This window comes from Peterkaempfera podocarpi (assembly GCF_042466665.1).
In the GTDB taxonomy this organism is placed as follows: domain Bacteria; phylum Actinomycetota; class Actinomycetes; order Streptomycetales; family Streptomycetaceae; genus Peterkaempfera; species Peterkaempfera podocarpi.
The window spans coordinates 2524761-2551592 of record NZ_CP162102.1 but is presented as its reverse complement, the minus strand read 5'-3'; the positions used below and the strand labels follow the sequence as shown (position 1 = coordinate 2551592).

Annotated in this window: 21 protein-coding genes; 10 read left to right on the top strand and 11 right to left on the bottom strand. The window is 73.8% G+C overall.

The features are described 5' to 3' along the window. Positions 1-10: 10 nt before the first annotated feature. Entirely contained in the window at positions 11-1807 is a 1797-nt protein-coding gene (locus tag AB0761_RS11155) for a 3-hydroxyacyl-CoA dehydrogenase family protein (protein ID WP_377268825.1), read from the bottom strand. 513 nt (positions 1808-2320) lie between these two features. Then, positions 2321-3703, bottom strand: coding sequence for a carboxypeptidase regulatory-like domain-containing protein (locus AB0761_RS11150; RefSeq protein WP_377268824.1), 1383 nt, complete (start codon positions 3701-3703; stop codon positions 2321-2323). A 290-nt stretch (positions 3704-3993) separates the two neighbouring features. Between AB0761_RS11150 and AB0761_RS11145 the strand changes: the two genes are divergently transcribed. Beyond that, positions 3994-4563: a TetR/AcrR family transcriptional regulator gene (locus AB0761_RS11145; RefSeq protein WP_377268823.1), complete on the top strand. Its 570-nt coding sequence runs from the start codon at positions 3994-3996 to the stop codon at positions 4561-4563. 329 nt (positions 4564-4892) lie between these two features. Then, entirely contained in the window at positions 4893-5435 is a 543-nt protein-coding gene (locus AB0761_RS11140) for an MOSC domain-containing protein (protein ID WP_377268822.1), read from the top strand. Between the two features lie 160 nt (positions 5436-5595). Here the strand turns inward: AB0761_RS11140 and AB0761_RS11135 are convergent, their stop codons facing one another. From AB0761_RS11135 to AB0761_RS11125, 3 genes are all read right to left on the bottom strand, one after another. Then, a complete protein-coding gene (locus AB0761_RS11135) occupies positions 5596-7143 on the bottom strand; it encodes an FAD-dependent monooxygenase (protein WP_377268821.1) in 1548 nt (515 codons plus the stop codon). An 89-nt stretch (positions 7144-7232) separates the two neighbouring features. Beyond that, positions 7233-7877 carry a TetR family transcriptional regulator gene (locus AB0761_RS11130; protein WP_377268820.1) on the bottom strand — a complete coding sequence of 215 codons (645 nt, stop codon included), beginning with the start codon at positions 7875-7877 and terminating at the stop codon, positions 7233-7235. A gap of 232 nt (positions 7878-8109) precedes the next feature. Beyond that, a complete protein-coding gene (locus AB0761_RS11125; RefSeq protein ID WP_377268819.1) occupies positions 8110-9312 on the bottom strand; it encodes a benzoate/H(+) symporter BenE family transporter in 1203 nt (400 codons plus the stop codon). A gap of 94 nt (positions 9313-9406) precedes the next feature. Here AB0761_RS11125 and AB0761_RS11120 point away from each other — a divergent pair, with 94 nt between their 5' ends. Continuing rightward, positions 9407-9997 (top strand): helix-turn-helix domain-containing protein, encoded by a 591-nt coding sequence (locus tag AB0761_RS11120; protein ID WP_377268818.1) that lies wholly within the window; start codon positions 9407-9409, stop codon positions 9995-9997. A gap of 106 nt (positions 9998-10103) precedes the next feature. On the opposite strand, the gene AB0761_RS11115 is transcribed toward AB0761_RS11120, so the two are convergent. From AB0761_RS11115 to AB0761_RS11100, 4 genes are all read right to left on the bottom strand, one after another. After that, positions 10104-11075, bottom strand: coding sequence for a 2-hydroxyacid dehydrogenase (locus tag AB0761_RS11115; RefSeq protein ID WP_377268817.1), 972 nt, complete (start codon positions 11073-11075; stop codon positions 10104-10106). Between the two features lie 12 nt (positions 11076-11087). Further along, a complete protein-coding gene (locus AB0761_RS11110) occupies positions 11088-12263 on the bottom strand; it encodes a lactate 2-monooxygenase (protein ID WP_377268816.1) in 1176 nt (391 codons plus the stop codon). Between the two features lie 167 nt (positions 12264-12430). After that, complete coding sequence (locus AB0761_RS11105) at positions 12431-13276, bottom strand: HipA family kinase (protein ID WP_377268815.1); 846 nt, start codon at positions 13274-13276, stop codon at positions 12431-12433. 59 nt (positions 13277-13335) lie between these two features. Continuing rightward, positions 13336-14361, bottom strand: a complete 1026-nt coding sequence (locus AB0761_RS11100) for an Rv2578c family radical SAM protein (protein WP_377268814.1) — start codon at positions 14359-14361, stop codon at positions 13336-13338. A gap of 168 nt (positions 14362-14529) precedes the next feature. Here AB0761_RS11100 and AB0761_RS11095 point away from each other — a divergent pair, with 168 nt between their 5' ends. Next, positions 14530-14970 (top strand): SRPBCC family protein, encoded by a 441-nt coding sequence (locus AB0761_RS11095; RefSeq protein ID WP_377268813.1) that lies wholly within the window; start codon positions 14530-14532, stop codon positions 14968-14970. Between the two features lie 95 nt (positions 14971-15065). Here AB0761_RS11095 and AB0761_RS11090 read toward each other — a convergent pair whose 3' ends face one another. After that, positions 15066-16457: a gluconate:H+ symporter gene (locus AB0761_RS11090; protein ID WP_377274012.1), complete on the bottom strand. Its 1392-nt coding sequence runs from the start codon at positions 16455-16457 to the stop codon at positions 15066-15068. Between the two features lie 29 nt (positions 16458-16486). Then, a complete protein-coding gene (locus AB0761_RS11085) occupies positions 16487-17029 on the bottom strand; it encodes a gluconokinase (RefSeq protein WP_377268812.1) in 543 nt (180 codons plus the stop codon). A 135-nt stretch (positions 17030-17164) separates the two neighbouring features. Here AB0761_RS11085 and AB0761_RS11080 point away from each other — a divergent pair, with 135 nt between their 5' ends. From AB0761_RS11080 to AB0761_RS11055, 6 genes are all read left to right on the top strand, one after another. Continuing rightward, the gene (locus tag AB0761_RS11080; RefSeq protein ID WP_377268811.1) at positions 17165-17869 is read left to right on the top strand and encodes a FadR/GntR family transcriptional regulator; all 705 of its coding nucleotides are present in this window, start codon (positions 17165-17167) and stop codon (positions 17867-17869) included. Between the two features lie 153 nt (positions 17870-18022). Next, on the top strand, positions 18023-20425 hold the full coding sequence (locus AB0761_RS11075) for an MFS transporter (RefSeq protein ID WP_377268810.1): 2403 nt from the start codon (positions 18023-18025) through the stop codon (positions 20423-20425). 1123 nt (positions 20426-21548) lie between these two features. Next, positions 21549-21986, top strand: coding sequence for a hypothetical protein (locus AB0761_RS11070; protein WP_377268809.1), 438 nt, complete (start codon positions 21549-21551; stop codon positions 21984-21986). After that, on the top strand, positions 21976-22797 hold the full coding sequence (locus AB0761_RS11065) for a polysaccharide deacetylase family protein (protein ID WP_377268808.1): 822 nt from the start codon (positions 21976-21978) through the stop codon (positions 22795-22797). The genes AB0761_RS11070 and AB0761_RS11065 overlap by 11 nt, the downstream gene beginning before the upstream one ends. A gap of 618 nt (positions 22798-23415) precedes the next feature. Then, entirely contained in the window at positions 23416-24780 is a 1365-nt protein-coding gene (locus AB0761_RS11060; RefSeq protein ID WP_377268807.1) for a M20/M25/M40 family metallo-hydrolase, read from the top strand. 36 nt (positions 24781-24816) lie between these two features. Beyond that, positions 24817-26775 (top strand): LpqB family beta-propeller domain-containing protein, encoded by a 1959-nt coding sequence (locus AB0761_RS11055; RefSeq protein ID WP_377268806.1) that lies wholly within the window; start codon positions 24817-24819, stop codon positions 26773-26775. Positions 26776-26832 lie beyond the last annotated feature (57 nt).

Genomic DNA, 26832 nt, shown 5'->3' with positions numbered 1-26832 from the left:
CCGACCTCGGTCATCGGCGGGCGTGGTCGCGGAAGCCGCGGCCGGTCTTGCGTCCCAGGCAGCCGGCCGCCACCAGGTGCTCCAGCAGCGGAGCGGGCGCCAGGCCCGGCTCGCGGAACTCCTGGTGCAGTACCCGCTCGATGGTCAGCGAGACATCCAGGCCCACCACGTCCAGCAGCTCGAACGGCCCCATCGGGTAGCCGCAGCCCAGCTTCATCGCGGTGTCGATGTCGTCCACCGTGGCGTAGTGCTCCTCCAGCATCCGCACCGCGTCGTTGAGGTACGGGAAGAGCAGCGCGTTGACGATGAAACCGGCCCGGTCACCGCACTCCACGGGGTGCTTGCGGACCCCGGCGCAGACCTCCAGCGCGGTCGCCGTGACATCGTCCCCGGTGAGCACCGTGGAGACCACCTCCACCAGCTTCATCGCCGGGGCGGGATTGAAGAAGTGCAGGCCCACCACGTCCTGCGGCCGGGAGGTCGCGGTGGCGCACTCGATCACCGGCAGGCTGGAGGTGGTGGTGGCCAGCACCGCGCCCGGCCGGCAGATCTTGTCCAGCGCCGTGAACAGCTCCCGCTTGACCGCCAGGTCCTCCGCGACCGCCTCCACCACCAGGTCCACCTGGTCGAGGTCGGTGAGCAGCCCCGTGGGCGTGACCCGTCCGAGGGCGGCGTCGCGGTCCGGCCCGGCCATCCGGCCCTTGGCCACCGAGCGGTCCAGCGACGCGGCCAGCGCGGCCTTGGCCCGGTCCGCCTTCTCCTGGCTGCGGGCGGCCAGCACCACCTCGAACCCGGCCTTGGCGAAGACCTCGGCGATCCCGGTCGCCATGGTCCCCGAGCCGCAGACGCCCACCGAGCGCACCTCGCGGCCCGGCGCCCGTCCGGCCGCGGCCGCCGAGGCGGGTTCGGCCGCCGGGTGCGAGGAGCCAGGCGCCGCATAGGTGTAGAAGCCCCGGCCGGACTTGCGGCCCAGCAGGCCCGCCGCGGCCAGCTGGCCGAGGATCGGGGCCGGGGCGTGCAGCCGGTCGTGGGACTGGGCGTACATCGCCTCCAGCACCGTGCGGGCGGTGTCGATGCCGATCAGGTCCAGCAGCGCCAGCGGGCCCATCGGCAGGCCGCAGCCCAGCCGCATCGCCGCGTCGATGTCCTCACGGGAGGCATAGCGGGACTCGAACATCGCCGCGGCCTGGTTGAGGTACGCGAAGAGCAGCCCGTTGACGATGAAACCGGCCCGGTCACCGGCGGCCACCGGGGACTTGCCCAGGTCGCGGGCGAACTCCGCGGCGTCCTCGGCCACCTGGGCCGAGGTGAGCACCGTGCGCACCACCTCCACCAGCTTCATGGAGTGCACCGGGTTGAAGAAGTGCAGCCCCAGCACCCGCTCCGGGCGGGAGGTGGCCGAGGCGATCCGGGTCACCGAGAGCGCGGTGGTGCCGGTGGCCAGTACGGTCTCCGGCGGGCAGATCCGGTCCAGCTCGGCGAAGAGCTCCCGCTTGAGCTCCAGCTGCTCCGGGACCTCCTCGATCACCAGGTCGGCCGCGGCCGCGTCGGCCAGCCGGTCGGTGCAGGTGATCCGCTCCAACAGCGCGGTGCGCTCCTCGGCGGTGATCCGCTCACGGGCCACCGCATGGGCGGTGGACTCCTCGATCCTGGTGAACGCCGCCGCCGCGGCGGCGCCGTCCAGCTCGATGCCGACGACCCGGCGCCCGCTGCGGGCGGCGGCCACGGCGATACCGGCACCCATGGTGCCCAGGCCGATCACGGCCACGGTGGGGAAGGGGGCGGAGGTGGGGATGGGACGGTCCATTGTCCTGGCTCCTCGTGATGGCCCCGCGCGGCGCACTCCCGGTGACAGGGGAGGAGGGTCTGCGGCTGACGGGGAGGGAACACGGCGGCGACACCGCACCGGGGGGCCGTTCCGCTCCGGCCGGAGCCCGGTGGTGACGTGTGGTGACGTGATGCTGCTGAGGGCTGTGCTGTCGTCCCGCCGAGTCGCGCAGGGCTGGGGACGACGCCTCCCGATGGACCACGGGGGCGGCAACGGGAGCGAGCACACCGTCCCGTCCGCACTGACCGCGCGGTGGCGCGGCGGACGGGACCCCGCCGGTGCGGCTCCCGAGGCCCGGCGGTGGTGGTGCCGCCACTGTAGCGCTGGTTACCGTCGAGTAGGAAGGGTGCGGCCGGAATTCCCCCGCACCCGCCAAACCTCCGTCCCGAGCGCCCGGGGAGGTCCCTCCCCCGGGCTGGGCGCGGGGGAGGGACCTCCCCGGGATCGGAGCGGCCCGGCCGGTCGTGGGCGGCATGCGCCCGGGACCGGCCGCTACCGGCCGGAGAGCGCCGGCTGCGGCGGGGTGTCGTGCCGCATGTGCACGGTGAAGTCCGCCCGGAGGGGCGCACCGGGCCGCAGCAGCTTCTGGTGGACCAGCGGACCGTGCCCGGCGGACGACACCACGATGCTGAGGTACCCCTCGGGCAGCCCGGTCGCGGCGTACTGCCCGCGCTCATTGGTCGAGGTGCGGACCAGTTGGTGTCCCTTGGCGTCCATGACGGTCACCGAGACGCCGTGGACGGGCTGCCGATCGGTGTCGTGGACGATCCCGATCAGCGAAGGCACCGGTTCGCCGAAGTGGTGGGGGTGGACCGGGAGCGCGGTGGGTGTCGGCATCTCCAGCGCCGGGTCGTCCACCGGCGGCTCCTCGATCTCCTCCGGCGTCTCGTCCTCGCGGCGCCGCTCGGCGGCGCGGTGGTGCAGCCAGGCGTCGAGCCCCAGCAGGGCGGCGCCGGCCGCGATCCATCCGCACAGCACCAGCACCGGCCTGAGCACCCCCGCCCCGTCGAAGTACAGCACTCCCCGCAGGGCGTCGATCCCGTTGGCCAGTGGCATCACGGCGTGCAGGTCCTGGAAGAACACCGGCAGCAGCGGGGCAGGCGCCGCGCCGCCGCTGGTGGGGACGGACAGCACGATGAACAGGCCCATGCCCGCCATGGGGAAGAACTGCTTGGCGAACGGCGCCAGGCCGGAGGAGGCCGTGGCCACCGCCGTGGTGAGCAGGAAGGCGACCGCCATGGCCCAGGGGTCGTCGGGGAGGTAGCCGAGCCCCACGGCGACCAGGAAGCCGGCGACGCTGAACAGTGCGGCGACGCCGGTGATCGTCAGCAGCTTGCGGCGCCGGTTGAGCGCCACGGCGCGCAGCAGCGTGGTCGCGAGGATGTAGCCGGGGACGCTCCAGGCGATCCCGAAGTAGAGCACGGTGGAGCCCAGCAGGTCCTTGCTCGCGGTGGGTGCCACGTCGCTGACCGAGAGGTGGTGCCGCTCCTCGGCCGCGACCGGGGTGAAAGCGGTGGTCAGTGCCTGCTCCAGGGACGCGCCGTTGGCCTTGGCCACATAGAGCAGCGGATGCCGGCCGCCGGTGAAGCCCGCCATGGCGTCCCGGTCCAGGACCGCCCGCCGGGCCGCGCGGCCGTCGGCCACCGCGGTGACGTCGAAGCCGCCTGGATGCTGCCGCTGCAGGACCGCCTCGACCGACGCTGCCTCGGCGGGCCCGGCGACCACCACCTTCACATGGTGCGGCTGCGGCGCGTGCAGGGCCGGGGCGAAGCAGAAGAGGAAGCCCAGGAAGAGGGCCGCCGGGAACCACAGGGCGTCGGTCAGGTTCCTGGCGGGGGACGTGCCCCGGTGGGTGTGTGCGATCCGCTCCGTCACCGGCTCGCCCCATGGGCGCCACCGCGGGCCGCAGTGACCCCCTCCGTCTGCGCCGCCGGTCCGAAGGCGCCGGGTCCGGGCCTTCGCCGGCCGGGCGCGGGCGCCGGTCCTGCGATCCCTCCGCCCGCGATCGTCGCCCGCCGTGCAGCCATCTCCATGGCGTCCCTCTCCGTTCCTCGCGTTCGGCCGTCGCCATGGTCGTGCTGCCGGTTCACCTGGCCGCCCGTTACCGTACCGATCGGCACATCTATTCGCTGGACGATACGCGTACCGATCGGTACAGTCAAGGTGTGCCCCGACCCGTCAACACCGAGAAGCGCGCAGAACTGCTGCGGCAGGTGGTCCACCACCTTCAGCACCACGGCCTCGCGCAGATGTCGCTCAGCCCGCTCGCCGAGGCGATCGGCACCACCAAGCGCATGCTGCTGTACTACTTCGGGAGCCGTGAGAACCTGCTGGCCCAGGCACTGGCCGCCAACCGCCCCGATGCCGGGCGGATGTTCGGCGACGTCCAGGACACCGCCGGCCTGCAGCGGGCCGCCCAAGCGCTGTGGGAGGCGATGACCGTCGGCGAGCAGGCCGGGGCGATCCGGATGCTGCTTCAGCTGCTCAGCCTGGCCGCGACGGAGCCGGAGCAGTACGGCGACCTCGCCGCCGACACCGTCGAGGTCATGATCGACCCCATCGCCGCCGCCTGCGTCCGGCTGGGCGACTCCCCGCAGCAGGCGCGGGCCAGGGCCACGCTGGTGGTCTCCGGGCTGCGTGGACTCTGCCAGGACCGCCTGGTCACCCATGACGTCGCCCGTACCGACGCGGCCGCCCACCGGCTCATCGAGTACGCCGTCGCCGAACCGGGCTGAGACCGACGGAGCCCCAGGGGAATCGGCCGCGGTGCATGCGGACGGGAGCGGTGTGCCGCTTGATCCCTGTGATGCTTACTGCGCACCGCCGTTGAACGACACCACAGGACTTCGTGCTCGTTGCGGCGGCGTTCCGGCGTTCCGGCGTTCCGGCAGAACGCCGAATGACGGGCGATCGGCCGGGCGCCGCAGGACGCCTCGCAGGGCGGGTGTCCGAGGCCGGGGGACCGACCGCCGCGGCCGGCCGCGGCTGACCCCGCCGCCAGGGCGGTGCCGGTGCGATGATGCAGGTACTGGGACGGACGTTCGAGCAGGGGAGTCGTCAGCCGATGACCGCAACCGTAGTAGCCGTGAGCAGCAATCCCGAACACACCTTCAGCAAGCCGTGCCGGGACCGCATACGCCTGCTGGCCGGACTCGGGGTCGAGGGTGACACCCACCTCGGCGTCACCGTCCAGCACCGCTCACGGGTGGCCCAGGACCCCACCCAGCCGAACCTCCGCCAGGTGCACCTGATCCACGCGGAGCTGCACGACGAGCTCCGCGAAGCCGGCTTCGACGTGCCGCCCGGCGGCATGGGGGAGAACATCACCACCCGGGGCGTCGATCTGCTGGCCCTCCCGGCCGGGACCCGGCTGCGGCTCGGCCCGGAGGCGGTGGTGGAGGTCACCGGCCTGCGCAACCCCTGCCTGCAGATCGACCACTACCGGCAGGGGATGCTCAAGGCCGTGCTGGGGCGCGACGAGGACGGCAACCTGATCCGCAAGGCCGGCGTGATGGGCATCGTCCTCACCGGCGGCGACATCCACCCCGGGGACGCCGTCGGTGTCGACCTCCCCGCAGAGCCCCACCGCCCCCTCGACCGGGTCTAGTGCCGGGCGGGGGAGTTCCGCTGATCACGCCGACGGCGGGGCGCCGCGGACCACATGGCCATGGCGGCCATCGAGCCTGCACCGTGCTGAAACCTGGGCGGTCAAGGGGGCGTGGGGAATCTGATGGCCAGTCCTTCCGGCGCGAGGTTGCTCGCCCCGGTCAGGCGACGGGTGCCCCGAACCAGGCCGTCAGGGCCTCGCGGAGTCCGCTCTGCATCGCCGCCGCGGGCTCGTCGGCGGAGGCCGCCCAGGCGGCATAGCCGTCGGGACGGATGAGCAGTGCGGCCGGGGCCGGTTCCGGGGTGGTGGCGGAGAGCGTGTCCACGCGGTCCTTCCAGCCCGCCGCCGTGTCGCGGAGGTCCGGCTCGCCGGTGAGGTCGAGCAGCAGTGGCCGTGCTCCGCGCATCAGTTCCGCGACCCGGGTGGGTCCGGCCTCGGTGACCAGTGGGAGGTCGGGGGCGAAGCGGCCGGCCAGGGGGTGGGCGCAGGCGACGGGGTAGCGGATGTCGCTGCCGGCCATGGTGTCGGCGATGTGCTGCACATTCTCCGTACGCCCCAGCAGCTCGCCGAAGAGTTCGCGCAGTGCCGTGACACCCGGCCCGGGGGAGAGCAGCGTCAACTGCGCCTGGGAGTGCATGAAGACGCGCTCGCCGACGGGGTGGCGCTCGTCGTGGTAGGTGTCCAGCAGCCCGGGCGGCGCCCAGCCCTGCACCTGGGCCGCGAGCTTCCAGCCGAGGTTGGCCGCGTCCTGCATACCGAGGTTGAGGCCGGGGCCGCCGACGGCGGAGTGGACATGGGCCGCGTCGCCGACCAGCAGCACGCGCCCCATCCGGTAGCGCTCCGCCAGCCGGGTGTTGCCGCCCTCGACGCGCCGCAGCACATACGGACCAGGGGCCGTCGGCGGTCCGAGCGGCAGGTCCGCGCCGAGCACCCGCGATGCGCTCTCCCGTAGTTCGGCGATGGTCATCGGGGTGGCGTCCCCGATGGCCGAGGGGTCCCACTCCAGGGTGCTGACCAGCGGCTTGCCGGGTTCCAGCATGGCAACCACAAAGACCCCGCGGTCGGTGCGGGTGTGCATCATCGGCCGCACCCTGCCGTATCCGGGCACCTCCAGCTCGCCGGTCTCCGCCACCCACAGCTCCTCGGGCAGGGAGACATGCGCGGCCCGGGAGACCAGGCCGTCCCCGGACACCCCGGGGAAGCCGATACCGAGCTGCTTGCGGACGGTGCTGCGGCCGCCGTCGCAGCCGACCAGATAGGCGGCGCGCAGCCGCTGCGGGCCGTCCGGGCCGGCCACCTCCAGGGCGACCCCGTCGTCGTCCTGGGTGAACGCGGTGAGCCGGTGGCCGCGGCGGATCTCCACGCCGAGCTCCTCGGCCCGCTCCTCCAGCAGCTGCTCCAGGCGGCGCTGCGGTATGGGGAGGGTGTGGATCGGATTGTTGTCCAGCTGTCCGAGGTCCAGGGGGAACCCGCCGAACATGTACCAGGGTGTCGGCCGGGGTGCCCCGGTGCTGCCGCTGAACCGCTCGTACAGACCGCGGTGGTCCACAAGTCTGATGACCTGTCCGACCAGCCCGTTGGCCTTGGGTACGGTGCTGCGCTCGGTCAGCGACTCCAGGACGAGCGGCCGGACCCCGGCCAGGCCGAGTTCGCAGGCCAGGGCCAGCCCATTGGGGCCGCCGCCGGCGATGACCACATCCCATGTCACGATATTTCTCCCTTGTGAAGGCATGACGGAGTAAGGCCCGGTGCCGGGCCCGTTGTGCGGCGGTGCGGCGGTGCGGGGGCTGCCCGAGGTCAGCCGGTGCGGCCGGCCGACGGGTCGGGAAGCCCGTCGGCGAGGAGGTGCAGGGCGGCGCGCATCAGAGGCAGCAGCGGCACCGGTGGATCGGCGCGGAGCCACTGCTCCTGTGCGGTCTGCTGGGCGGCGAGTACCGCAGCGGCCAGCAGGCCGGGGTAGAGGTCGTGCCGGGCGTCGGTGCCGGTGCGCTCGGCCACGGCGGCCGTGAACTCGGCACCCGCGGCCGCACTGACCCTCAGCAGTTCGCTCTGCAGGGCGGGTTCGCCGAGCAGCAGTCGGACGCCGGCGGTCCACTCGGGGTCCGGGATGCGCTCCGAGACCCCGTAGGGGGCCAGCGCGGCGTGGACCACGGCGGTCCACAGCGGTTCGTCCGCGGGCCGGGCCCGCAGCTCGGCTGCGGACTGCCGCACCCGGTCGCCCTGGCGGGAGACGATGGCTTCGTACTTGCTGGAGAAGTAGTTGTTGAACGTCCGAGGTGAGACCCCCGCCTCGGCTGCGATGTCCTCGACCCGTACGTTCTCCAGCCCGCGCTCCTGGGCGAGCCGCAGCGCCGCCCAGGTCAGTGCGTCCCGGGTGGCCTGCTTCTTGCGTTCCCGAAGCCCTGTCCGCGGTGCGGGGTCCGGTGGCGGGTCGATTGCCATGCCATCACTGTAACCGAACTTGCGTGGTGCGCAAGTTTGCGCGTCACGCAATATTTAGCTGACGTCACGCCAGGGCCGGGACGTGGCGGTCCAGCTGCTGACATCCCGTTGCGCCGTTCTCGCTCAGGTGGCCGGGCTCCGGATGCGGCACGGGCAACTCCTCGGTCGGCTTCTGAGGCCAGTGTCGCGGACGAGTGACGGGCAGTCGTCATGCCTGGGCGCCTTGCGCCGCTCACCGGGCCGCGGGTTCCCGCTCGGGTTCGGCCGTCGGGGCGGGCTGCGGCGTGCCGCCGAAGAAGGCGCGGAAGGCCAGCCCCGCCAGCAGGCCCCACAGCGCCGCCCCGATCCCGAACGGGGCGATGCCCGACGCGGTGACCACCAGCGTCACCACGGCTGCGTCCCGCTGTCCGGAGTCCTGGACGGCGGAGTGGACGGCCGAGCCCAGGGTGCCCAGCAGCGCCAGCCCGGCGACGGTCTCGATCAGCAGCGGCGGTGAGTCGGTGATCAGCGAGAGCGTCAGACCGGTGGAGAGGCCGAGGGCGATGTAGACGACGCCGCCGGTGACGGAGGCGATCCACCGACGCCGCGGGTCCGGGTGGGCGTCCGGCCCGGCGGCCAGCGCTGCGGTGATGGCCGCCAGATTGACGGCGTGTCCGCCGAAGGGTGCGCCCGCCATGGTGGCGATCCCGGTGGTCGCCAGGACCGGGCGCAGCGGCGGCCGGTAGCCGTAGGAGGCCAGCATGCTCATCCCGGCGATGTTCTGCGAGGCCATGGTGACGATGAAGAGCGGGACCGCGATGCCGATCACCGCGCCGGCCGAGAAGGTGGGTGTCTGCGCGGTGAGGACCGGCCACAGCGATGCGGCGGAGCGGCCGCGCGGCCCGGTGAGCAGGATCGCTGCCACGGCCGTCAGCAGTGCCCCCGGTACGGCCCACCGCCGGGCGTAGCGGAGGAGCACCGCCCAGACGGCCACGACCGGTACCGCCTGCCGGGGGAGCTGTGCCACGGCCTGGACCGGGGCCAGGCAGAGCGGCAGCAGCACCCCGGCGAGCATGGCGGCGGCCAGCGGGGCGGGGATGGCGTGCAGCAGCCGGGCGAAGCGTCCGGAGAGCCCGGCTGCGAGCAGCAGTGCCCCGGTGGTGAGGAAGGCGCCGAGGGCCTCCCGGTAGTCCGAGTGCTGCGGACCCACCGCCACCAGCAGCGCGGCACCCGGGGTGGACCAGGCGATGCTGAGCGGTATGCGGTAGCGCAGGCCGAGGGCGATGGCGGTGACACCCATGGTGAGGCAGAGCACCAGCAGCCCCGACGCCGCCTGCCGGGGGTCGGCGCCCACGGCTCGCAGCCCGGCCAGCACCACGGCGAAGGAGCTGGCGAAGCCGACGACCGCGAGCACCACTCCGGCCAGTACGGGCTGCAGTGTGCGTGTGCGTGGCATCCGGTCTCCCCCGTGGTTGGGCCGTTCCGTAAACGGAACGCGAGTCTAGACCGCTGCGTTCCGCAAACGGAACACCGTCGCGGATACTTGCCCCGTGAACCAGCACACCGAGCCGTACGCCGCCGAGATCGGCCGGCGCATCAGGCAGCTGCGCACCCGGCGCGGACTGTCCCTGTCGGAGCTGGCCCTGCGCGCCGGCGTCGGCAAGGCCACTCTCTCCGGGCTGGAGGCGGGCACCCGCAACCCGACCGTGGAGACCCTCTATGCGATCACCGCGCAGCTGGCCGTCCCGCTCGCGGCGGTGCTGGTCGATCCGGCCGCCCGCCGCCCGGAACCCCCGGCGGCCGTCCACGGCACGGCGGTCACCGCGACCCTGCTGGAGACCTTCACCGACGGCCCGGTGATCACCGAGCTGTACCGGCTGCGCATCCGCCCCGGCCGGGTGCAGACCTCACCCGCCCACCCCCTGGGCGCCACCGAGTACCTCACCGTCTTCAGCGGCACCGCCCGGGTGGGCCCGGCCACCGCCCCGCTGGTGGTGCCGCCCGGCGGCCACGTCAGCTGGGTCTCCGACGTGCCCCACATCTATGCCACCGAGACCGCCGAGGACGTCCACGCCTCCCTGGTGATCCGCCATCACACCCTGCCCGAAGGCGGGGCGGGGCAGCCTGGTCCCGCCCGTTGACCTCGGCTCGGCGGCCCGGACCGCCGCCACCGGAAGCCGCTCCGTGCTCGCAGGCACTCACGGGCGCGGTGTCCGGGACACGACGCCCCCAACACCGCGCCGTCGGTCAGGACACCACGTCCCGGGGGGACTTGCCCTCCAGATAGGCGGCGGTGTTCTCGATCGCGGCCAGGGCGATCCTGACCAGGGTCTCCCGGGTGACCCCGGCGATGTGCGGGGTGAGCACCGTGTTGGGCGCCCGCAGCAGCCGCAGACCCGGGCCGGGCGGCTCGGGGTCGAAGACGTCCAGGCCGGCACCGGCGAGCCGGCCCGCCTCCAGGGCGTCGGCCAGCGCCTCCTGGTCGACGATCGCCGCCCGCGAAGTGTTGATCAGGAAGGCCGTGGGCTTCAGCATCGCCAGCCGCTCGGCGTTCAGCAGGCCCCTGGTCTCCGGGGTGAGCGGGAGCTGGAGGGAGAGGTAGTCGGCGGTGCGCAGCAGCTCCTCCAGCTCCACCCGCCGGGCGCCGTACCGCTCCTCGGCCTCCGGGTGGGAGCTGCGGGCGGTGTAGCGGACGGTCATGTCGAAGGCCGTCGCGCGCCGCGCCACCTGCCGGCCGATCGCGCCGAAGCCGAGCAGGCCGAGGGTCTTGCCGGTGAGCTCGGTGAGGGCGGGCTGCAGCCGGGGCGTCGCCCAGTCCCCGGCGGCCAGCGCGGTGTGTGCGGGCACGATCTGCTTCGCCAGGGCGAGCATCAGCGCAAAGGTGTGCTCGGCGACATCGTGGTTCTCGGCGCCGCTGGAGCCGATGTTGGCGACGGTGACACCCCGGGCGCGGGCGGCCTCCAGGTCCACGTAGTCGAAGCCGTGGCTGGTGCACTGGACGAACTCCAGGGCGGGTGCGGCCGCGATGTCCCCGGCGGTCACCGGGGCCAGCGCGGTGATCACCACCTGGGCGCGGGCCAGGGCCGCGGGGTCCTCGCCCACCGCCTCCACCACGGTGACGTCCGCCCGCTCGGCGAACCCCGCGGCCAGCCCGGCGCCCACATCCCGTCCGCCGAGGTGGGCGGGGACCACGGCGAGCAGGTTCTTGCGCTCACTCATCGGGGGTTCTCCTCAGGCTCCGTGCCGGGTCAGGGTCTCGCGGGTCAGCTCGTCCGGCCGGGTGTGGCCGGAGAGCGCCATGGTGAGGTCGAACTCGGCCAGCAGACTGCGCAGCACATGGGTGACCCCGGCCTCGCCGTCCAGCCCCAGGCCGTAGGCGTACGGGCGGCCCAGCAGCACCCCCCGCGCACCCAGCGCCAGCGCCTTGAGGACGTCGTCGCCGGTGCGCACTCCGCTGTCGAAGAGCACGGTCAGCCGGTCGCCGACCGCGTCGGCCACCCCCGGCAGCGCGTCGGCGGCACCGATCGAGCCGTTGACCTGACGGCCGCCGTGGTTGGAGACCACCACGCCGTCCATGCCGGCATCGGCGGCGCGGCGGGCGTCATCGGGGTGCAGGATGCCCTTGAGGACGATCGGGCCCTCCCAGTTCTCCCGCAGGAACGCCAGGTCCTCCCAGGTCTTCGAGGGATCCGCGAACATCTGGGCCCAGTGCAGCACCGCGGCCTGCGGGTCCTCCTCCACGGGCTTGGCCAGGCCGGCCCGGAAGGCCGGGTCGGAGAAGTAGTTGGCCGTGCCCACGCCGTGCAGGAAGGGGAGGTACGCCTGGTCCAGGTCGCGCGGCCGCCAGGCCAGCAGCCAGGTGTCCAGGGTGACCACCAGCGCGGAGTACCCGGCGGCCTTCGCCCGGCGCAGGAAGGACTTGCACACCTCCCGGTCCTTGGGCCAGTACAGCTGGAACCAGCGCTCCGCCCCCTCGCCCATCGCCTCGGCGACCTGCTCCATGGTGGTGGAGGCGGCGGAGGAGAAGGTGAACGGCAGGCCCAGCGCGGCCGCGGCGCGGGCGGCGGCGGGTTCGGCCTCCGGATGCATGATCGACAGGACGCCCACCGGGGCCAGCGCCACCGGTGCGGGCAGCCGCCGTCCGAACAGCTCCACCCCCATGTCGCGCTCGTGCACGTCCCGCAGCATCCGCGGCACGATCGCCCAGCGGTCCAGGGCCTCCCGGTTGGCCCGCTCGGTGCGGCCGCTGCCCGCGCTCCCGGCCACATAGCCGACCGGCCCGGGGCCGAGACGCCTGGTGGCCATCTCCTCCAGCCGGGTGAGGTCGGTGGGCAGCCGGGGCACGGTGCCGTTCATCCCGCCCAGGTAGATCTCGAACTGGAACGCCGACCAGTCCCTGCCCTGCATGGCGCCCAACCTCTCGCTCGCTTTCACTGCCGGACCATGATCCTGGTACGGACCGCACGCCCCGGTCCAGAGGAGGCTCAGCGGAGCCGACGCCAGGTTGTCACCCCGTGACAACCGCCGCAGTGCGGCTCTGCCGGGGCGGGCCGGTGTGCCGGAGGTGCCTGAGGTCAGCCGGGTATGTGCTGGAGCCAGGCGGGGCGGCCGGCCTGGGTGGCGGCGGTGCGGCGGGCCTCGGCGGCGCGCAGCTGCTCGGGGGTGGCGAAGCCGTCCGGCAGCCACAGCCCCGATGCGGCCGCCCTGGCCGCGAGGTGGGACACATAGGACTGCCGCAGCTGCGCCACGGAGTCAAAGCCGGGCTCGTCCGCCAGCCACTCCTCGGGGACGAGGGAGACCACCTCGTGCAGCAGCTCCTCGGTGACCAGCGGTGCCAGCTCACGGTCGGCCGCCGTCACATCGGGTCCGAAGACGCCCAGCGCATGGTCGCCCAGGGCGTAGCGGCGGGTCACCGCGGCCGGGGCGTCGGACCAGCGGTGGTGGAAGACCAGGGCGGCGCCGTGGTCGATCAGCCACAGGCGGTCGTGCCAGACCATCATGTTGGGGTTGCGCCAGGTGCGGTCGACATTGGCGGTGAGTGCGTCCAGCCAGACGATCCGGCCGGCCTCCACCCGGTCCACCCGCAGGGCCCCGGGGCTGAAGTCGCGGCTGCCGGGGAGGAAGTCCATGCCCAGGTTGAGCCCGCTGCTGGCCCGCAGCAGGTCCTGGATCTCCTGGTCGGGCTCGCCCTCCGCCACCGCGGGGTCGAAGCGGACCCGGACCATGTCGGGCACCCGCAGCCCCAGCCGGCGGCCCAGCTCCCCGACGATCACCTCGGCGACCAGCGCCTTGCGGCCCTGCGCGGCCCCGGTGTACTTCACCACATAGGTGCCCAGGTCGTCGGTCTCGGTGATCCCGGGTACCGAGCCGCCCGCACGCAGCGGCGTGAGATAGCGGAGAGCGGTCACCTCGTTCAGCACCGTGCAAGGGTAACCGGGCGGCCTCCGCGGCCGTTCGCGGCCGGAGGTGCCGGGTCCGGTCACAGCAGGGTGAGCTGGGCGGGCTCGGGACCGGGTTCCGGGCGGGCCGGGGGGATGCGGCGGGTGCCGGTCGGTCCCGAGGGCCCGCAGCCGTACTCGGCGGCCATCTCGTGGACGGCCCGGGTGATCCGGCGCTGGTACCAGCGCGGGGCGTACACCGCATCGCCGTACAGCGCCTCGTAGCGGGGGAGCAGCTGCGGGTGGTGCTGTCGCAGCCAGGCGGTGTACCACTCCCGGGCGCCCGGCCGCAGATGCAGCACCAGCGGGGTGACCGAGACGGCGCCGGCCTCGGCGATGGCCCTGACGGTGGCGCGCAGCTGCTCGGGGGAGTCGCTGAGGTACGGCAGCACGGGGGCCATCAGCACCCCGCAGGGGATGCCGGCGTCGGTGAGGGTGCGGCAGACCTCCAGCCGCGTCTGCGGGGAGGGGGTGCCGGGCTCCACGCTGCGCCACAGCTCCCGGTCGGTGAAGCCCACCGAGACATTGACGGCGACATCGGTGACGGCGGCGGCCTGCTGGAGCAGCTCCAGGTCGCGCAGGATCAGCGATCCCTTGGTGAGCACCGAGAAGGGGTTGGCGTAGTCGCGAAGCGCCTCGATGATGCCGGGCATCAGCCGGTAGCGGCCCTCGGCGCGCTGGTAGCAGTCGACGTTGGTGCCCATGGCGATGTGGTCGCCGTGCCAGCGGCGCGAGCCCAGCTCGCGGCGGAGCAGCTCGGGCGCGTTGACCTTGACCACGATCTGGGAGTCGAAGTCCAGCCCCGTGTCCAGGTCGAGATAGCTGTGGGTGCGGCGGGCGAAGCAGTAGACGCAGGCGTGGGTGCATCCCCGGTAGGGGTTGACCGTCCACTCGAACGGCATCCGTGAGGCGCCCGGCACCCGGTTGACGATGGAGCGGGCGCGCACCTCATGGAAGGTGATGCCGCGGAACTCGGGTGTGTCGAAGCGCCGGGTGACGGTGCCGGGGCCGAGCAGGGCGGTGGTGGCAGCGGTGGTGGTCTCGAGCTGCAGGTTGTCCCAGCGCATGGGGGTTCCTCCTTGCCGCTGGTGGTGCTTGGGGCGCAAGTTTAGAACACAAGTTCGAAGATCGGGGCGCGCCATGCCGCGGTGGGCCCGTTTGGTGGCCGCGTACCGCCGGTGGTTGGCTGTGGCGCGGCGCCCGTGCGGGCCGCCGAGCCCAGTGAGGAGCACGACATGTCGCAGGTGTACGCCGCAACGCAGCGGGTGCTGGAGGCCTCGCCGGAGCGGGTCTACGAGGCCCTCGCCGACTATGAGCAGACCCGCCCCCGGCTGCTGCCCGTCCAGTACAGCGAGTACGAGGTGCGCGAGGGCGGCAAGGGCGCCGGCACCCGGGTGCACTGGAAGCTCCAGGCCACCGAGAAGCGGGTCCGCGACTGCCTGTTCACCGTCTCCGAGCCCACCCCCGGTGAGCTGGTGGAGACCGACGCCAACTCCAGCATGGTGATCACCTGGACGGTGACCCCGGCGGGCGAGGGCCGGGCCAAGGTCGCGGTGGAGACCACCTGGCAGGGGGCAGGGGGGATCGGCGGCTTCTTCGAGCGCACCTTCGCGCCCAAGGGCATCAACCGCATCCACGACGAGGTGCTGGGCCGCCTGGCCGCCGAGCTGGGCTGAACCCGCCGGGATGCGCGGACAGCGGTGCCCTCCGCCCCGGTTCCGGCCGGGGGGAGGGCACCGCCGTCTGTGTGCGGGCGTGCTGCCCGCAGGGGTCAGAACACCAGCCCCAGCAGCAGGATGAAGACCAGTGCCACCACCGAGATCACCGTCTCCATCGCCGACCAGGACTTGAACGTCTGGCCGACGCTCATCCCGAAGTACTCCTTGACCAGCCAGAAGCCGGCGTCGTTGACATGGGAGAGGAAGAGCGACCCGGCGCCCACGGCGAGCACCAGCAGCGCCGCGTGGGTGGAGGTCATGTTGGCGGCCAGCGGGGAGACGATGCCGGCCGCGGTGACGGTCGCCACGGTGGCGGAGCCGGTGGCCAGCCGGATGAGGACGGCGACCAGCCAGCCCAGCAGCAGCGCCGAGATGTGCCACTTGTCGGACCAGTCGGCGATCACATTGCCCATGCCGACGTCGACCAGGGTCTGCTTGAAGCCGCCGCCGGCGCCGACGATGAAGACGATGCCGACGATCGGCGCGAGCGACCGCTCGACGGTGGTGGAGATCCGGTCCCTGGTGAAGCCCGCGGCCCGGCCCAGGGTGACCATGCCCAGCAGCACCGCGGCGAGCAGCGCGATCAGCGGGGAGCCGACGAAGTCGAAGATCCGCTGCGCCAGCGCCTTGTCGTCGTCGATCACCACGTCGCAGAACGCCTTGATCAGCATCAGCACGACCGGCAGCAGGATGGTGGCCAGGGTGGCGCCGAAGCTCGGGGTGCGCACCCCGTCCTGCTTGCGGGCCTGGTCGGCGTCGCTGTCCGTGGCGATGGCGGCCGGGATCTCCAGCGGACCCACCCAGCGCTCGGCGACCCGGGAGAACAGCGGACCGGCGATCACCACGGTCGGGACGGCGACCAGCAGGCCCAGCGCCAGGGTCGGGCCCAGGTCGGCGTGCAGGGCGTCGATGGCGACCAGCGGGCCGGGGTGCGGCGGCACCAGGCCGTGCAGCACCGACAGACCGGCCAGCGCCGGGATGCCGACGCGTATCAGCGGCAGATTGCCGCGGCGGGCCACCAGCAGCACGATCGGGATCAGCAGCACCACGCCGATCTCGAAGAAGAGCGGCAGGCCGAGCACCACGGCGACCAGGGCCATGGTCCAGGGCAGGGTCCGGCGGCCCGAGCGGGACAGGATGGTGTCCGCGATCTGGTTGGCGCCGCCGGAGTCGGCGAGCAGCTTGCCGAGCATGGCACCCAGCGCGATCAGCACGCCCACGCTGGCCACGGTGGAGCCCAGGCCGGTGGTGAAGCTGCTCATCAGCTGGTCGAAGGGCACGCCGGCCACGGCGGCGAGCACCCCGGAGCCGAGGGTGAGGGCCAGGAAGGGGTGCAGCTTCAGCCGGGTGATCAGCAGCACGATCACCGCGATGCCGATCAGCATGGCGGCGACGAGTCTGCCGGAGTTGCCGCTGTGGGGCAGGGTGTCCGCGGCGGCCAGCAGGGAGGCCGTCCCGGGTGTGAGGGCGATGGTCACTCGAGGTCTCCATTGACGGGCCGCGGCACGATGCCCGCGGCCATCTCGACGAGGTGTTCCGTGTCCGGCCCGGCGTCGAGCGAGGCGCCCCGCTCGTCCGGTCCGAGCGGCTCCAGCGTCGCCAGCTGGGAGTCCAGCAGGGACGCGGGCATGAAGTGGCCGCTGCGGTGGCCGATGCGGTCCGCGATGAGGGCGCGGTCCGCGGTCAGGTGCAGGAAGAAGACGCCCGGGGAGGCGGCCCGCAGGGTGTCCCGGTAGCTCCGCTTCAGCGCGGAGCAGGTGACCACCCCGCCGGTCCCCGCCGCGTCGCGGTGGCTCAGCCAGTGGCCGATGGCCTCCAGCCACGGCTGCCGGTCGGCGTCGTCGAGCGCTGTGCCGGCCGACATCTTGGCGATGTTGGCCGGCGGGTGGAACTCGTCCGCCTCGGCGAAGGGGACGTCCAGCCGTTCGGCGAGCAGCCGCGCCACGGTGGTCTTGCCGACCCCGGACACGCCCATCACCACGACGCACGGCCGCTGGTTCTCGGCACTGAGAGCCATCTCGATGCTCCTGACGGTGTTCTACCGGAGCGTGGGAGGCACATCCGGATGCTGGGAACTATGGACCCAAAGATATGACTTATTCAAGGCCCCGATACCCAATCGTCATATGAGTGGGCGCTCTACTCTGGTCCGATGGACATCCAAGGCCTGCACGGCCGCCTGCTCGCCGACCTCGGCCCCGCCATCGCCTCCGGCGAGATCCCCGAGGGCACCGTGCTGCGCATGGAGGAGCTGGAGGCGCGGCACGGGGTCTCGCGCACCGTGGTCCGCGAGGCGGTGCGGGTCCTGGAGGCGATGCGGATGGTGGCCTCCCGGCGCCGGGTCGGGATCACCGTCCAGCCCCGGTCCGGTTGGGACGTCTTCGACCCGCTGGTGATCCGCTGGCGGCTGGCCGGCGCCGACCGCCCGGCGCAGCTGCGCTCGCTCGGCGGGCTGCGGGTCGCCGTGGAGCCGGCCGCCGCCGCCCTCGCCGCCGGCAACGCCACCGACGATCAGCGCCGGCAGCTCAGCGCCCTCGCGGTGGAGCTCACCGTGACCGCGCGCGCCGGTGAGCTGGAGGTCTTCCTGCGGCATGACATCGCCTTCCACCAAGTGGTGCTGGAGGCCTCCGGGAACGAGATGCTGGCCCACCTCGGCGAGGTGGTGGGCGCCGTCCTCACCGGCCGCACCGAGCACCACCTGATGCCGCACCACCCCGAGCCCTATGCGATCGCCCGCCACCGCGAGGTGGCCGAGGCGGTCTGTGCGGGCGATCCGGTGCGTGCGGAGCGGGCCATGAGGGACATCGTGACCGGAGCCATGGAGGAGCTGGCGGAGCTGGAGCCCGGCGCCGGCTGAGTCACCTGTCCGGGTGTGGGAACGGACGCTCGCCGACGTCCCCGTGTGGGTGAAACCGGGCGGGGTCCGCGAGGCATGTCTCCTGGTCGGGACGGATATCATGATGAACCGACCGGTTCGGAAAAAGTGTCAGCGGCTGTAATCATCCACCCCATGTCCGTGATGGAGGCCGCCCGCAGGGCACCGGCCGAGCCCGTCCCCCAGCCGTCCACCGCAGCGCAGTTGACGCCGCGCCAGGTCCGGCTGGTGTTCGCCGGTCTGATGCTCGCGCTCTTCCTCGCCGCCCTCGACCAGACCATCGTCGCCACCGCGCTGCCCAGGATCGTCGGGGAACTGCACGGCCTGGACCGGATGTCGTGGGTGGTCACCGCCTATCTGCTGGCCTCCACCGTCGTACTGCCGCTCTACGGCAAGCTCGGCGACCTCTTCGGCCGCGACCGGGTCTTCCGCTTCGCCATCGCCGTCTTCATCGCCGGTTCCGCGCTCTCCGGCTGGTGCCACACCATCGACCAGCTGATCGCCTTCCGTGCGGTCCAGGGCATCGGCGGCGGCGGGCTGATGATCGGCGTCCAGGCGATCATCGCCGACATCGTTCCGCCCCGGGACCGCGGCCGATACATGGGCCTGATCGGCGCCGTCTTCGGCATCTCCTCGGTGGCCGGGCCGCTGCTCGGCGGCTGGTTCACCGACGGACCCGGGTGGCGCTGGTGCTTCTGGGTCAACATCCCCATCGGTGTCCTCGCCCTGTTGGTCACCCTGGTGGTGCTGCGGCTGCCCCGGCCCGCGGTGCGCCCCCGGCTGGACGTCGGCGGCGCGGCGCTGCTCGCCGCCGCCTCCACCTGCCTGGTGCTCGCCACCAGCTGGGGCGGCACCGAGTACGCCTGGGGCTCCCCGGTCATCCTCGGCCTGGCCGGCGCCACCGTCTGCTGCCTGCTGCTGTTCGCCCTGGTCGAGCGGTTCGCGGCCGAACCCGTGGTGCCGCTGCGGCTCTTCCGCGACGGTGTCTTCAATGTCGCCGGCGCGATCGGCGTGGTCGTCGGTGTGGCGCTCTTCGGCGCCGCCAGCTATCTGCCCAGCTTCCTCCAGATGGTCGACGGGGCGAGCGCCACCGGCTCCGGACTGCTGATGCTGCCGATGATGGGCGGCATCGTGCTCGCCTCCATCGGCTCCGGCCAGCTGATCAGCCGCACCGGCCGCTACAAGCCCTATCCGCTGCTCGGCGGCCTGCTGTCCACCGCGGGCATGGCCATGCTGGGGCTGCTGCTGGACGCCGACACCCCGTACGCGGTCTCCGCCGCGGCGATGGCGGTGCTCGGCCTCGGCGTGGGCCTGGTGCTGCCCGTCCTCGTCCTGGCGGTGCAGAACTCCGTACCGCCGCGCGACATCGGTACCGCCACCTCCACCAACAACTACCTGCGGCAGATCGGCGGTTCCGTGGGAGCCGCGGTCTTCGGCGCCCTCTTCCATGCGCGGCTCACCGACGGGCTCGCCAGAAGCCTGCCCCCCGCCCGGCCCGGCGGCCCCGCCCTGCCGGACACCGACTCCATCACCCCCGCACTGGTCCGCGCCCTGCCGGCCCCGCTGCGCGACGGCTATGTGGCTGCGTACGCCGACGCCATGCCGCGGATCTTCCTGTACCTGGTGCCCGTGCTGGCGCTGGGCTTCGTCCTCGCCTTCCTGCTCAAGGAGAAACCCTTGGCCACGCATCCGGCCTCCGGACCCGCCCCCACCCCGGCAGACCACGCGGTGCCGCCCCAGGCGGCGGAGACCCTCAACCCCGAGCCGAGGACGGCCGCCCCCGGGATCCCGCTGCGCGGCATCGTCCGCGAACCAGACCGGGGCGCGGTGCCGGGCGCGGTCCTCACCCTGATCGACATGGACGGCCGCCAGGTCGCCCGCGCCGCCAGCGGCCCCGACGGGGGCTGGGCGCTGGCCGCACCCCGCTCCGGCCACTTCGTCCTGATCGCCGCGGCGGGCGGACACCAGCCCCAGGCCGTCACCGTCGCGGTGGGCAGCCGCCCGGTCGACCTCGACGTGGTGCTGGGCGGCACCGGACGGCTCACCGGAGCGGTCCGCTCCACCGAGGGCGCCCCTGTCGCCGGGGCCGCGGTGGTGCTCACCGACCCGCGGGGCGAGGTCGTCGCCACCGGGCACACCGACGGCGACGGCGCCTATGACTTCCGCGACCTGGTGGCCGGCGAGTACACCCTCGCGGTCAGCGCGCGCGCCTACCGGCCCACCGCACTGACCGTCACCATCTCCCCCAGCGGGGAGACCCGGCAGGATGTGGCGCTGGCCGGCAGCGGCACCCTGAGGGGCACCGTCCGCACCGAGGGCGGGCACCCCGTCGCCGACGCCAGGGTGACCCTGCTGGACTCCACGGGCACGGTGGTCGCGGCGGTCACCACCGGTGCGGACGGCACCTTCCGCTTCGGGGACCTCCAGCCCGGCGAGTACACCGTGATCGCCAGCGGCTATCCGCCGGTGGCCACCGCACTGCGCCTCGAGGACGGCAACACCGAACGCGACCTCCACCTCTCCCACCGCCTCGACTGACGCCTCCCGCAGCCGCGGGGGAGGGCGGGTCGTTTCCGGCCCCGTACGGGCGCGGTGCGGGGCCGGGAACGGAGGGAGTGGGCGCCCGGGGGGCCGTCGGGCCCGGGCGGCATCCGTGCCGGGCGGGCGACGTCGGCACGGCACGTCGCCGCAGGGCCCGCGGCGGAGCGGCCGGTTGCGGTTCGATGCGGCCCGGCGGGGAGGCCGGTTGCGGGCCCTGTGCTGCAGCGCGCTCGGCCGGGTCGGATGTCGTGCCGGCTATGACGTTCTCTCATGTTTTCCGGCTGATTGGGGAGTCGCCCCGCCAGTCATTCTGGCTGTCAGTCAGGCATGCTGTCGTGACTGGGTGGCCCGCCCTGCCGAGTTGCCGCAGGCCGTGCGGTCGGCCCCGGCCCTGGTGTGCCGCCGCGGATGCGGGTTCTGGTGGGAGGCGACGGCCTCGGTGCGGCCGGTGATGCTCATGCAGGTGCCGAGGCCGTGGAGAACCGGCCTCTGTCGGGGCGCATGCCCCTGTCGCCATCCTGTGTGATGTGCGGCGGTGGGTGGAGGGGGTCTCGCGGCAGTGCGGAGACCTGTCCGGAGGTCGCGACCGGTACGCCCGTCCGGGGTGGGCCCTTCGGGTGAACCCTTGCGCCCCACCGGGTGCTCCCTGCATGTGAGAGCCCCGGCCAGGGGTGCGCGGCGCTGACGTCGCACAAGGTCGGCCCGTGTCCAGGGGGTGGGGTGGTCGTTGCCCGGGTGTACGCGGAGCCGGAGACCAGCGGGGCTCCTGAGTGCTCATCAGATAGTGGGGCAGCCGGGTGAAAGGGCCAGTCCGCTGACCGTATACATCCGATTTGTCGGGACTATCGGCTTCTGCCGGTACCGCCCCCGCGGCCACGGCCGGACCGGGGAGGGACACCGCCTGCGGCGGCGGGTCCACCTTCGCCCGCCCCGACGGGCCGGAGCGACCCGCACCGGGGCGCACAGCAGGGGAGTACCCGCGCGGACGAGCACGGAGAGCGAGAGCAGGCCGAACCCCGCGCGGATCGCCCCGCCCGGTGGAGTCGCCGCCACCGGACCCGGTGCCCTGCCCGCCCCCGTATCCCCCGGGCCGGGTGTCCCGAGCCGACCCCGCCGCCCCATGGCGGCCGTCGCAGCGGCCGCGGTCGAAGCCGCGGTGTCGCCCTCGCTGCTGGCCGCCCTGCGCACCGCCGCCCTCCTCGCAGCACCCGGCGGCCCCCTGGCACCCGCCCTGCTGCCCGCACTGCTGCTGCTCAACGGGTCCGGGGTCCTCCACCGCGGCGGGGTGTGGTCCTCGGTGCCCGGCGAGCTGTCCGCACCGGCCGGTCGCGCAGCCGTGGCGACCGCGCTCACCATGACGTTGATCGGCTGCCTGGCCGAGCAGTGGCCGACCCTCGCCGCACCCAGGCCGTTCACCGCCGTGGTCCTCGGCGGCACCGCCACCGCCTTCACCGTCACCGCCGCCCTCCTCGGCGCACCCGGGCTGCGCACCCCGATGCGCACGGCCGGTCGCGCCGTACGACCCACTGCCGAAGGGGCCCGCCGCCATGGCCGCTGAATCGCTCGCCCGGGACCTGTGCCGTCCGCCGGCCCGCACCGGGTCCGCACCGCACCGGACGCCGTGGACGCTGATGTACCACTCCGTCGACCGCCACGAGGAGGACCCCCATCCGCTCACCGTCACCCCCGGCCGCTTCGCCTCCCAGATGCGCTGGCTGCACCGGCGCGGTCTGCGCGGCGTCGGCATGGCGGAGCTGCTGCGGGCGGCGGGGGACCGCCGGGCGGCCGGGCTGGTCGGGCTGACCTTCGACGACGGCTACGCCGACTTCCTGGTCGAGGCGCTGCCGGTGCTCCAGTCCTACGGCTTCACAGCCAGCGTCTATGTCGTCGCCGACCGCCTCGGCGGCCACACCACCTGGAACCCCGGCGCACCCCGCAAGCAGCTGCTGACCGCCGACCAGGTCGCGGCGGTCGCCGACGCGGGGATGGAGATCGGTTCGCACGGCATGGCGCACACCGCACTGCCCGGCCTGTCCGGAGAGGCGCTCGCCACCGAGACCGCCCGCAGCCGGGAGGTGCTGCAGGCGGTCACCGGCCGACCGGTCGAGGGCTTCTGCTACCCGTACGGCGAGGTGGACAGCCGCTGTGTGGCCGCGGTGCGCGCGGCCGGCTACGACTACGCCTGCGCCGTCGGGCACTCGGCCCTCACCGGCCGCCATGCGCTGCCCCGCGTCCGGGTCGGCGACTGCGACGGCGGCTGGCGGCTGCACATCAAGCAGGCCCGGCACCTGGCGCACGGCCTGCGCCGCGCGGCCGCACAGGGCCGGACGCTCGGCGTCCCGGCCGGAGTGGGAAGCGGACTGCGCTGAAGGACCTCCGGGCGATCACCGGCCGTCGGCGGCCGGCGCGGAGCAGCGGCCGCGGCTGACGCCGCGCCACCTGCCGCAGGACGCCGCTGCCGGACGTCCTCACCGCGCCCAGCGGGGCCAGGTGGACGGCACCCTGCCCCACCGGGCCGCGCTGGCGCCCCCGGCCTGGGGGACGTGCCCTGCGGCGCTGGGCTCATCCCCGCAGCCGCTATGAGGTGGCGCGCCTGCTGCTCCACCAGGCCTGCGTCCACCACCCGGCTTGCCGGGACGCGCGCCGGGTCGCCACCGAGCGCTCGCCACCCTTGGACGTGCGCGCCCTCCCCGGGCCGCCGAACGGCCGGGCAGCACCACCGTCGCGCTCTCCGCGGACGGCCAGGACGGGCCCACCACCTGGGGGATGTGCGCACGGGGTGGCGGTTCATCAGCCGAGGACGGTAACCGCCCCGCCGTCCATATCGGCTGATTTCAACCCGTCACGGATATCGGCTGACACTCCAGAATGAACCCGCCGCATGCGTTCGGCACCGGTGAACCCGGGCCGCGCCGCGCTGCCGGGCTGCCCTCCGGGCGGCTACGGTGGCCGGAAAGGCAAGATCCACGACCCGAGGGGACCGGCCCATGACCGAGACCGTCCGGGAGGCGCAGCCCGCCGCCGACGCCCTGCTGTGCGAGGAAGCCGTCCGGTTCACCTCCGAGCTGATCCGCATCGACACCAGCAACCGCGGTGGCGGGGACTGCCGTGAGCGGCCCGCCGCCGAGTATGCCGCCGCGCTGCTGGACGAGGCCGGCCTGCAGCCCCGGCTGCTGGAGTCCGCCCCCGGCCGGGCCAATGTGGTCGCCAGGATCGAGGGCAGTGAACCGGACCTGCCCGCACTGCTCGTCCACGGCCATCTGGACGTGGTGCCCGCCGAGGCCGCCGACTGGGCGGTGCCGCCGTTCTCGGGCGAGATCCGCGACGGCGAGGTGTGGGGACGCGGCGCCATCGACATGAAGGACATGGACGCGATGATGATCGCCGTCGCCCGGGGCTGGGCCCGCGACGGCCGCCGTCCCCGCCGCGACGTGGTGCTGGCCTTCACCGCCGACGAGGAGGACAGCGCGGCAGCCGGCTCCGCCTGGCTGGCCGAGCACCACCGCGACCTCTTCGAGGGCTGCACCGAGGGCATCAGCGAGTCCGGCGGCTACACCGTGCACACCGCGGCCGGGCAGCGCCTCTACCCCGTGGCGGCGGGGGAGCGCGGCACCGCCTGGCTGCGCCTCACCGCCGACGGCCGTGCCGGGCACGGCTCCAAGCCCAACCCGTCCAACGCCGTCACCCGGCTCTCCACCGCCATGGCCGCCATCGGCGCCCACCGCTGGCCGCTGCGGATGACCCCCACCGTGCGGGCGGCGCTGATCGCCCTTGCCGAGGCCACCAGCACCCCGCTGGACCCGGCCTGCCTGGACGACCCCGCGGGCACCGGCGTGGACGAGTTCGTCGCCCGGCTGGACCCCGCCGCGGCCGCGCTGGTCGCCGGCACCCTGCGCAACAGCGCCAACCCCACCATGCTGCAGGCCGGTTACAAGGTGAACGTCATCCCCGGCTCGGCCGGCGGAGCCGTCGACGGGCGGGTGCTGCCCGGCGGCGAGGAGGAGTTCACCGCCACGCTCGACCGGCTCACCGGCCCCCATGTCGCCTGGGAGTACCAGCACCGGGAGATCCCCCTCCAGGCGCCGGTGGACTCCCCGGTCTTCGCTGCGATGCGCGATGCGCTGCTCGCCCATGACCTGGGCGCCCATGTGGTGCCGTACTCCATGTCCGGCGGCACCGACGCCAAGCAGTTCTCCCGGCTGGGCATCACCGGCTACGGCTTCTCGCCCCTGCGGCTGCCGCCCGGCTTCGACTACCACGGCCTCTACCACGGTGTCGACGAGCGGGTGCCGGTACAGGGCCTGCACTTCGGCGTCCGGGTCCTGGACCGTTTCCTCTCGAACGTCGGCTGACACCCCGTGACATCCCCGGAAGGCGGATCTGCGGCCATGCCCACCACCGCTCCCCACGGCACCTGGCGGTCCCCCGTCACCGCCCGCCACGCCGCCGCCCACGACGGTCGCCCCGACTGGGTCGCCGCCGTGGGAGACGAGACCTGGTGGACCGAACCGCGCCCGGCCGAGGAGGGCCGGATCACCCTGGTCCGCCGCCGCGCCGACGGCACCACCGCCCCGCTGCTGCCCGCGCCCTGGAATGTCCGCAGCCGGGTCATCGAGTACGGCGGCACTCCGTGGACGGCGCTGCCCGCCACGGCCGACCGGGGCCCGGTCGCGGTCTTCACCCACTTCGCGGACCAGCGGCTCCACCGCTTTGAGCCGGACACCCCCGGCGCCACCCCGCAGCCGCTCACCCCCGAGTCCGGCCACCCCGCCCGGCTGCGCTGGGCCGACCCGGTGGCCGCCCCGGACGGCACCGAGATCTGGTGCGTACGGGAGGCCTTCCACGGACCCGGCCCCACTGATGTGCGGCGTTCCCTCGTCGCCGTACCGCTGGACGGCTCCGCGGCCGACGACCCGTCAGCCGTGCGGGAGCTGCTCGCCGACCGGCACTTCGTCACCGGACCCCGGGTCTCACCCGACGGCCGCAGGGTCGCCTGGATCGGCTGGGAGCACCCCGCGATGCCCTGGGACGGCACCGAGCTGCGGATCGCCGACATCACCGCGGACGGCACTCTCAGCCGTCCCCGCACCGTCGCCGGCGGCCCCGAGCAGGCCGTCTGCCAGGCCGAGTGGCTGGACGACCGCACCCTGGCCGCCGCCACCGACCCCGGCGGCTGGTGGAACCTGCACCGCATCGACGCCGACACCGGCGAGACGGTCAATCTCCGCCCGGCGGAGGAGGAGTTCGGCGGACCGCTCTGGCGGATCGGCCTGCGCTGGTTCGCGGTGCTCCCCGACGGCCGCATCGCCACCGTCCACGGGCGCGCCGACCTGCGCCTGGGCATCCTCGACCCCGCCGACGGCACCCTCGCCGACGTCAGCGGGCCATGGACCGAGTGGGCCGCCACCCTGGACGCCCGCGGCGGCCGGATCACCGCCGTCGGCGCCGGCCCGGCCCGGGGCTGGGAGGTCGTCGAGATCGACCCGGACGACCTCACCGCGCGGGTCGTCGGCCACCCCCACACCGACCCCGTGGACCCCGCCCACCTCCCCGCCCCCACGGCCCGCACCTTCACCGGCCTCGACGGCCGCGAGGTGCACGCCAACCTCTACCCGCCGCGCAACCCCGACTTCACCGCGCCGCCGGGCGAGCTGCCGCCCTATGTGGTCTTCGCCCACGGCGGACCCACCAGCCGCACCCCCATGGTGCTGGACCTGGAGATCGCCTACTTCACCAGCCGGGGCATCGGCGTGGTCGAGGTCAACTACGGCGGCTCCACCGGCCACGGCCGCGAGTACCGCAACCGGCTGCGCGGCCAGTGGGGAGTGGTGGACGTCGAGGACTGCGCCACCGCAGCCCGCGCGCTGGCCGCCGAGGGGACCGCCGATCCGCTGCGGCTGGCCATCCGCGGCGGCAGCGCGGGCGGCTGGACCACCGCCGCCTCCCTCACCGGCACGGACCTCTACCGCTGCGGCGCCATCCGCTACCCCGTGCTGGACCTCACCGGGTGGAGCAGCGGCGGCGAGACCCATGACTTCGAGTCCCGCTACCTGGACAGCCTGATCGGCCCGCTGCCCGAGGCGGCCGACCGCTACCGCGACCGCTCCCCGGTCACCCACGCCGACCGGCTCACCGTGCCCTTCCTGCTGCTCCAGGGCCTGGACGACGTCATCTGCCCGCCGTCGCAGGCCCAGCGGCTGGTCGACCGCGCCGCCGAGCGGGGCGTCCCGCACAGTTACCTCACCTTCCCCGGCGAGGGGCACGGCTTCCGCCGCGCCGACACCATCATCACCGCCCTGGAGGCCGAACTCGCCCTCTACACCCAGGCCTTCACCCCCGGCCGCTGACCCGTTCCCGGCGGCGGGGCGGGTCCCCGCCCGGCGCGTCGGCGTGTGAGGATCGAG

What these genes read in the sequence shown, in the direction of transcription:
- AB0761_RS11155 (WP_377268825.1), bottom strand. Translation starts at nt 1,807, where the DNA reads ATGGACCGTCCCATCCCCACCTCCGCCCCCTTCCCCACCGTGGCCGTG.
- AB0761_RS11140 (WP_377268822.1), top strand. Translation starts at nt 4,893, where the DNA reads ATGACCGCAACCGTAGTAGCCGTGAGCAGCAATCCCGAACACACCTTC.
- AB0761_RS11130 (WP_377268820.1), bottom strand. Translation starts at nt 7,877, where the DNA reads ATGGCAATCGACCCGCCACCGGACCCCGCACCGCGGACAGGGCTTCGG.
- AB0761_RS11125 (WP_377268819.1), bottom strand. Translation starts at nt 9,312, where the DNA reads ATGCCACGCACACGCACACTGCAGCCCGTACTGGCCGGAGTGGTGCTC.
- AB0761_RS11115 (WP_377268817.1), bottom strand. Translation starts at nt 11,075, where the DNA reads ATGAGTGAGCGCAAGAACCTGCTCGCCGTGGTCCCCGCCCACCTCGGC.
- AB0761_RS11110 (WP_377268816.1), bottom strand. Translation starts at nt 12,263, where the DNA reads ATGCAGGGCAGGGACTGGTCGGCGTTCCAGTTCGAGATCTACCTGGGC.
- AB0761_RS11100 (WP_377268814.1), bottom strand. Translation starts at nt 14,361, where the DNA reads ATGCGCTGGGACAACCTGCAGCTCGAGACCACCACCGCTGCCACCACC.
- AB0761_RS11095 (WP_377268813.1), top strand. Translation starts at nt 14,530, where the DNA reads ATGTCGCAGGTGTACGCCGCAACGCAGCGGGTGCTGGAGGCCTCGCCG.
- AB0761_RS11085 (WP_377268812.1), bottom strand. Translation starts at nt 17,029, where the DNA reads ATGGCTCTCAGTGCCGAGAACCAGCGGCCGTGCGTCGTGGTGATGGGC.
- AB0761_RS11080 (WP_377268811.1), top strand. Translation starts at nt 17,165, where the DNA reads ATGGACATCCAAGGCCTGCACGGCCGCCTGCTCGCCGACCTCGGCCCC.
- AB0761_RS11075 (WP_377268810.1), top strand. Translation starts at nt 18,023, where the DNA reads ATGTCCGTGATGGAGGCCGCCCGCAGGGCACCGGCCGAGCCCGTCCCC.
- AB0761_RS11070 (WP_377268809.1), top strand. Translation starts at nt 21,549, where the DNA reads ATGGCGGCCGTCGCAGCGGCCGCGGTCGAAGCCGCGGTGTCGCCCTCG.
- AB0761_RS11065 (WP_377268808.1), top strand. Translation starts at nt 21,976, where the DNA reads ATGGCCGCTGAATCGCTCGCCCGGGACCTGTGCCGTCCGCCGGCCCGC.
- AB0761_RS11060 (WP_377268807.1), top strand. Translation starts at nt 23,416, where the DNA reads ATGACCGAGACCGTCCGGGAGGCGCAGCCCGCCGCCGACGCCCTGCTG.
- AB0761_RS11055 (WP_377268806.1), top strand. Translation starts at nt 24,817, where the DNA reads ATGCCCACCACCGCTCCCCACGGCACCTGGCGGTCCCCCGTCACCGCC.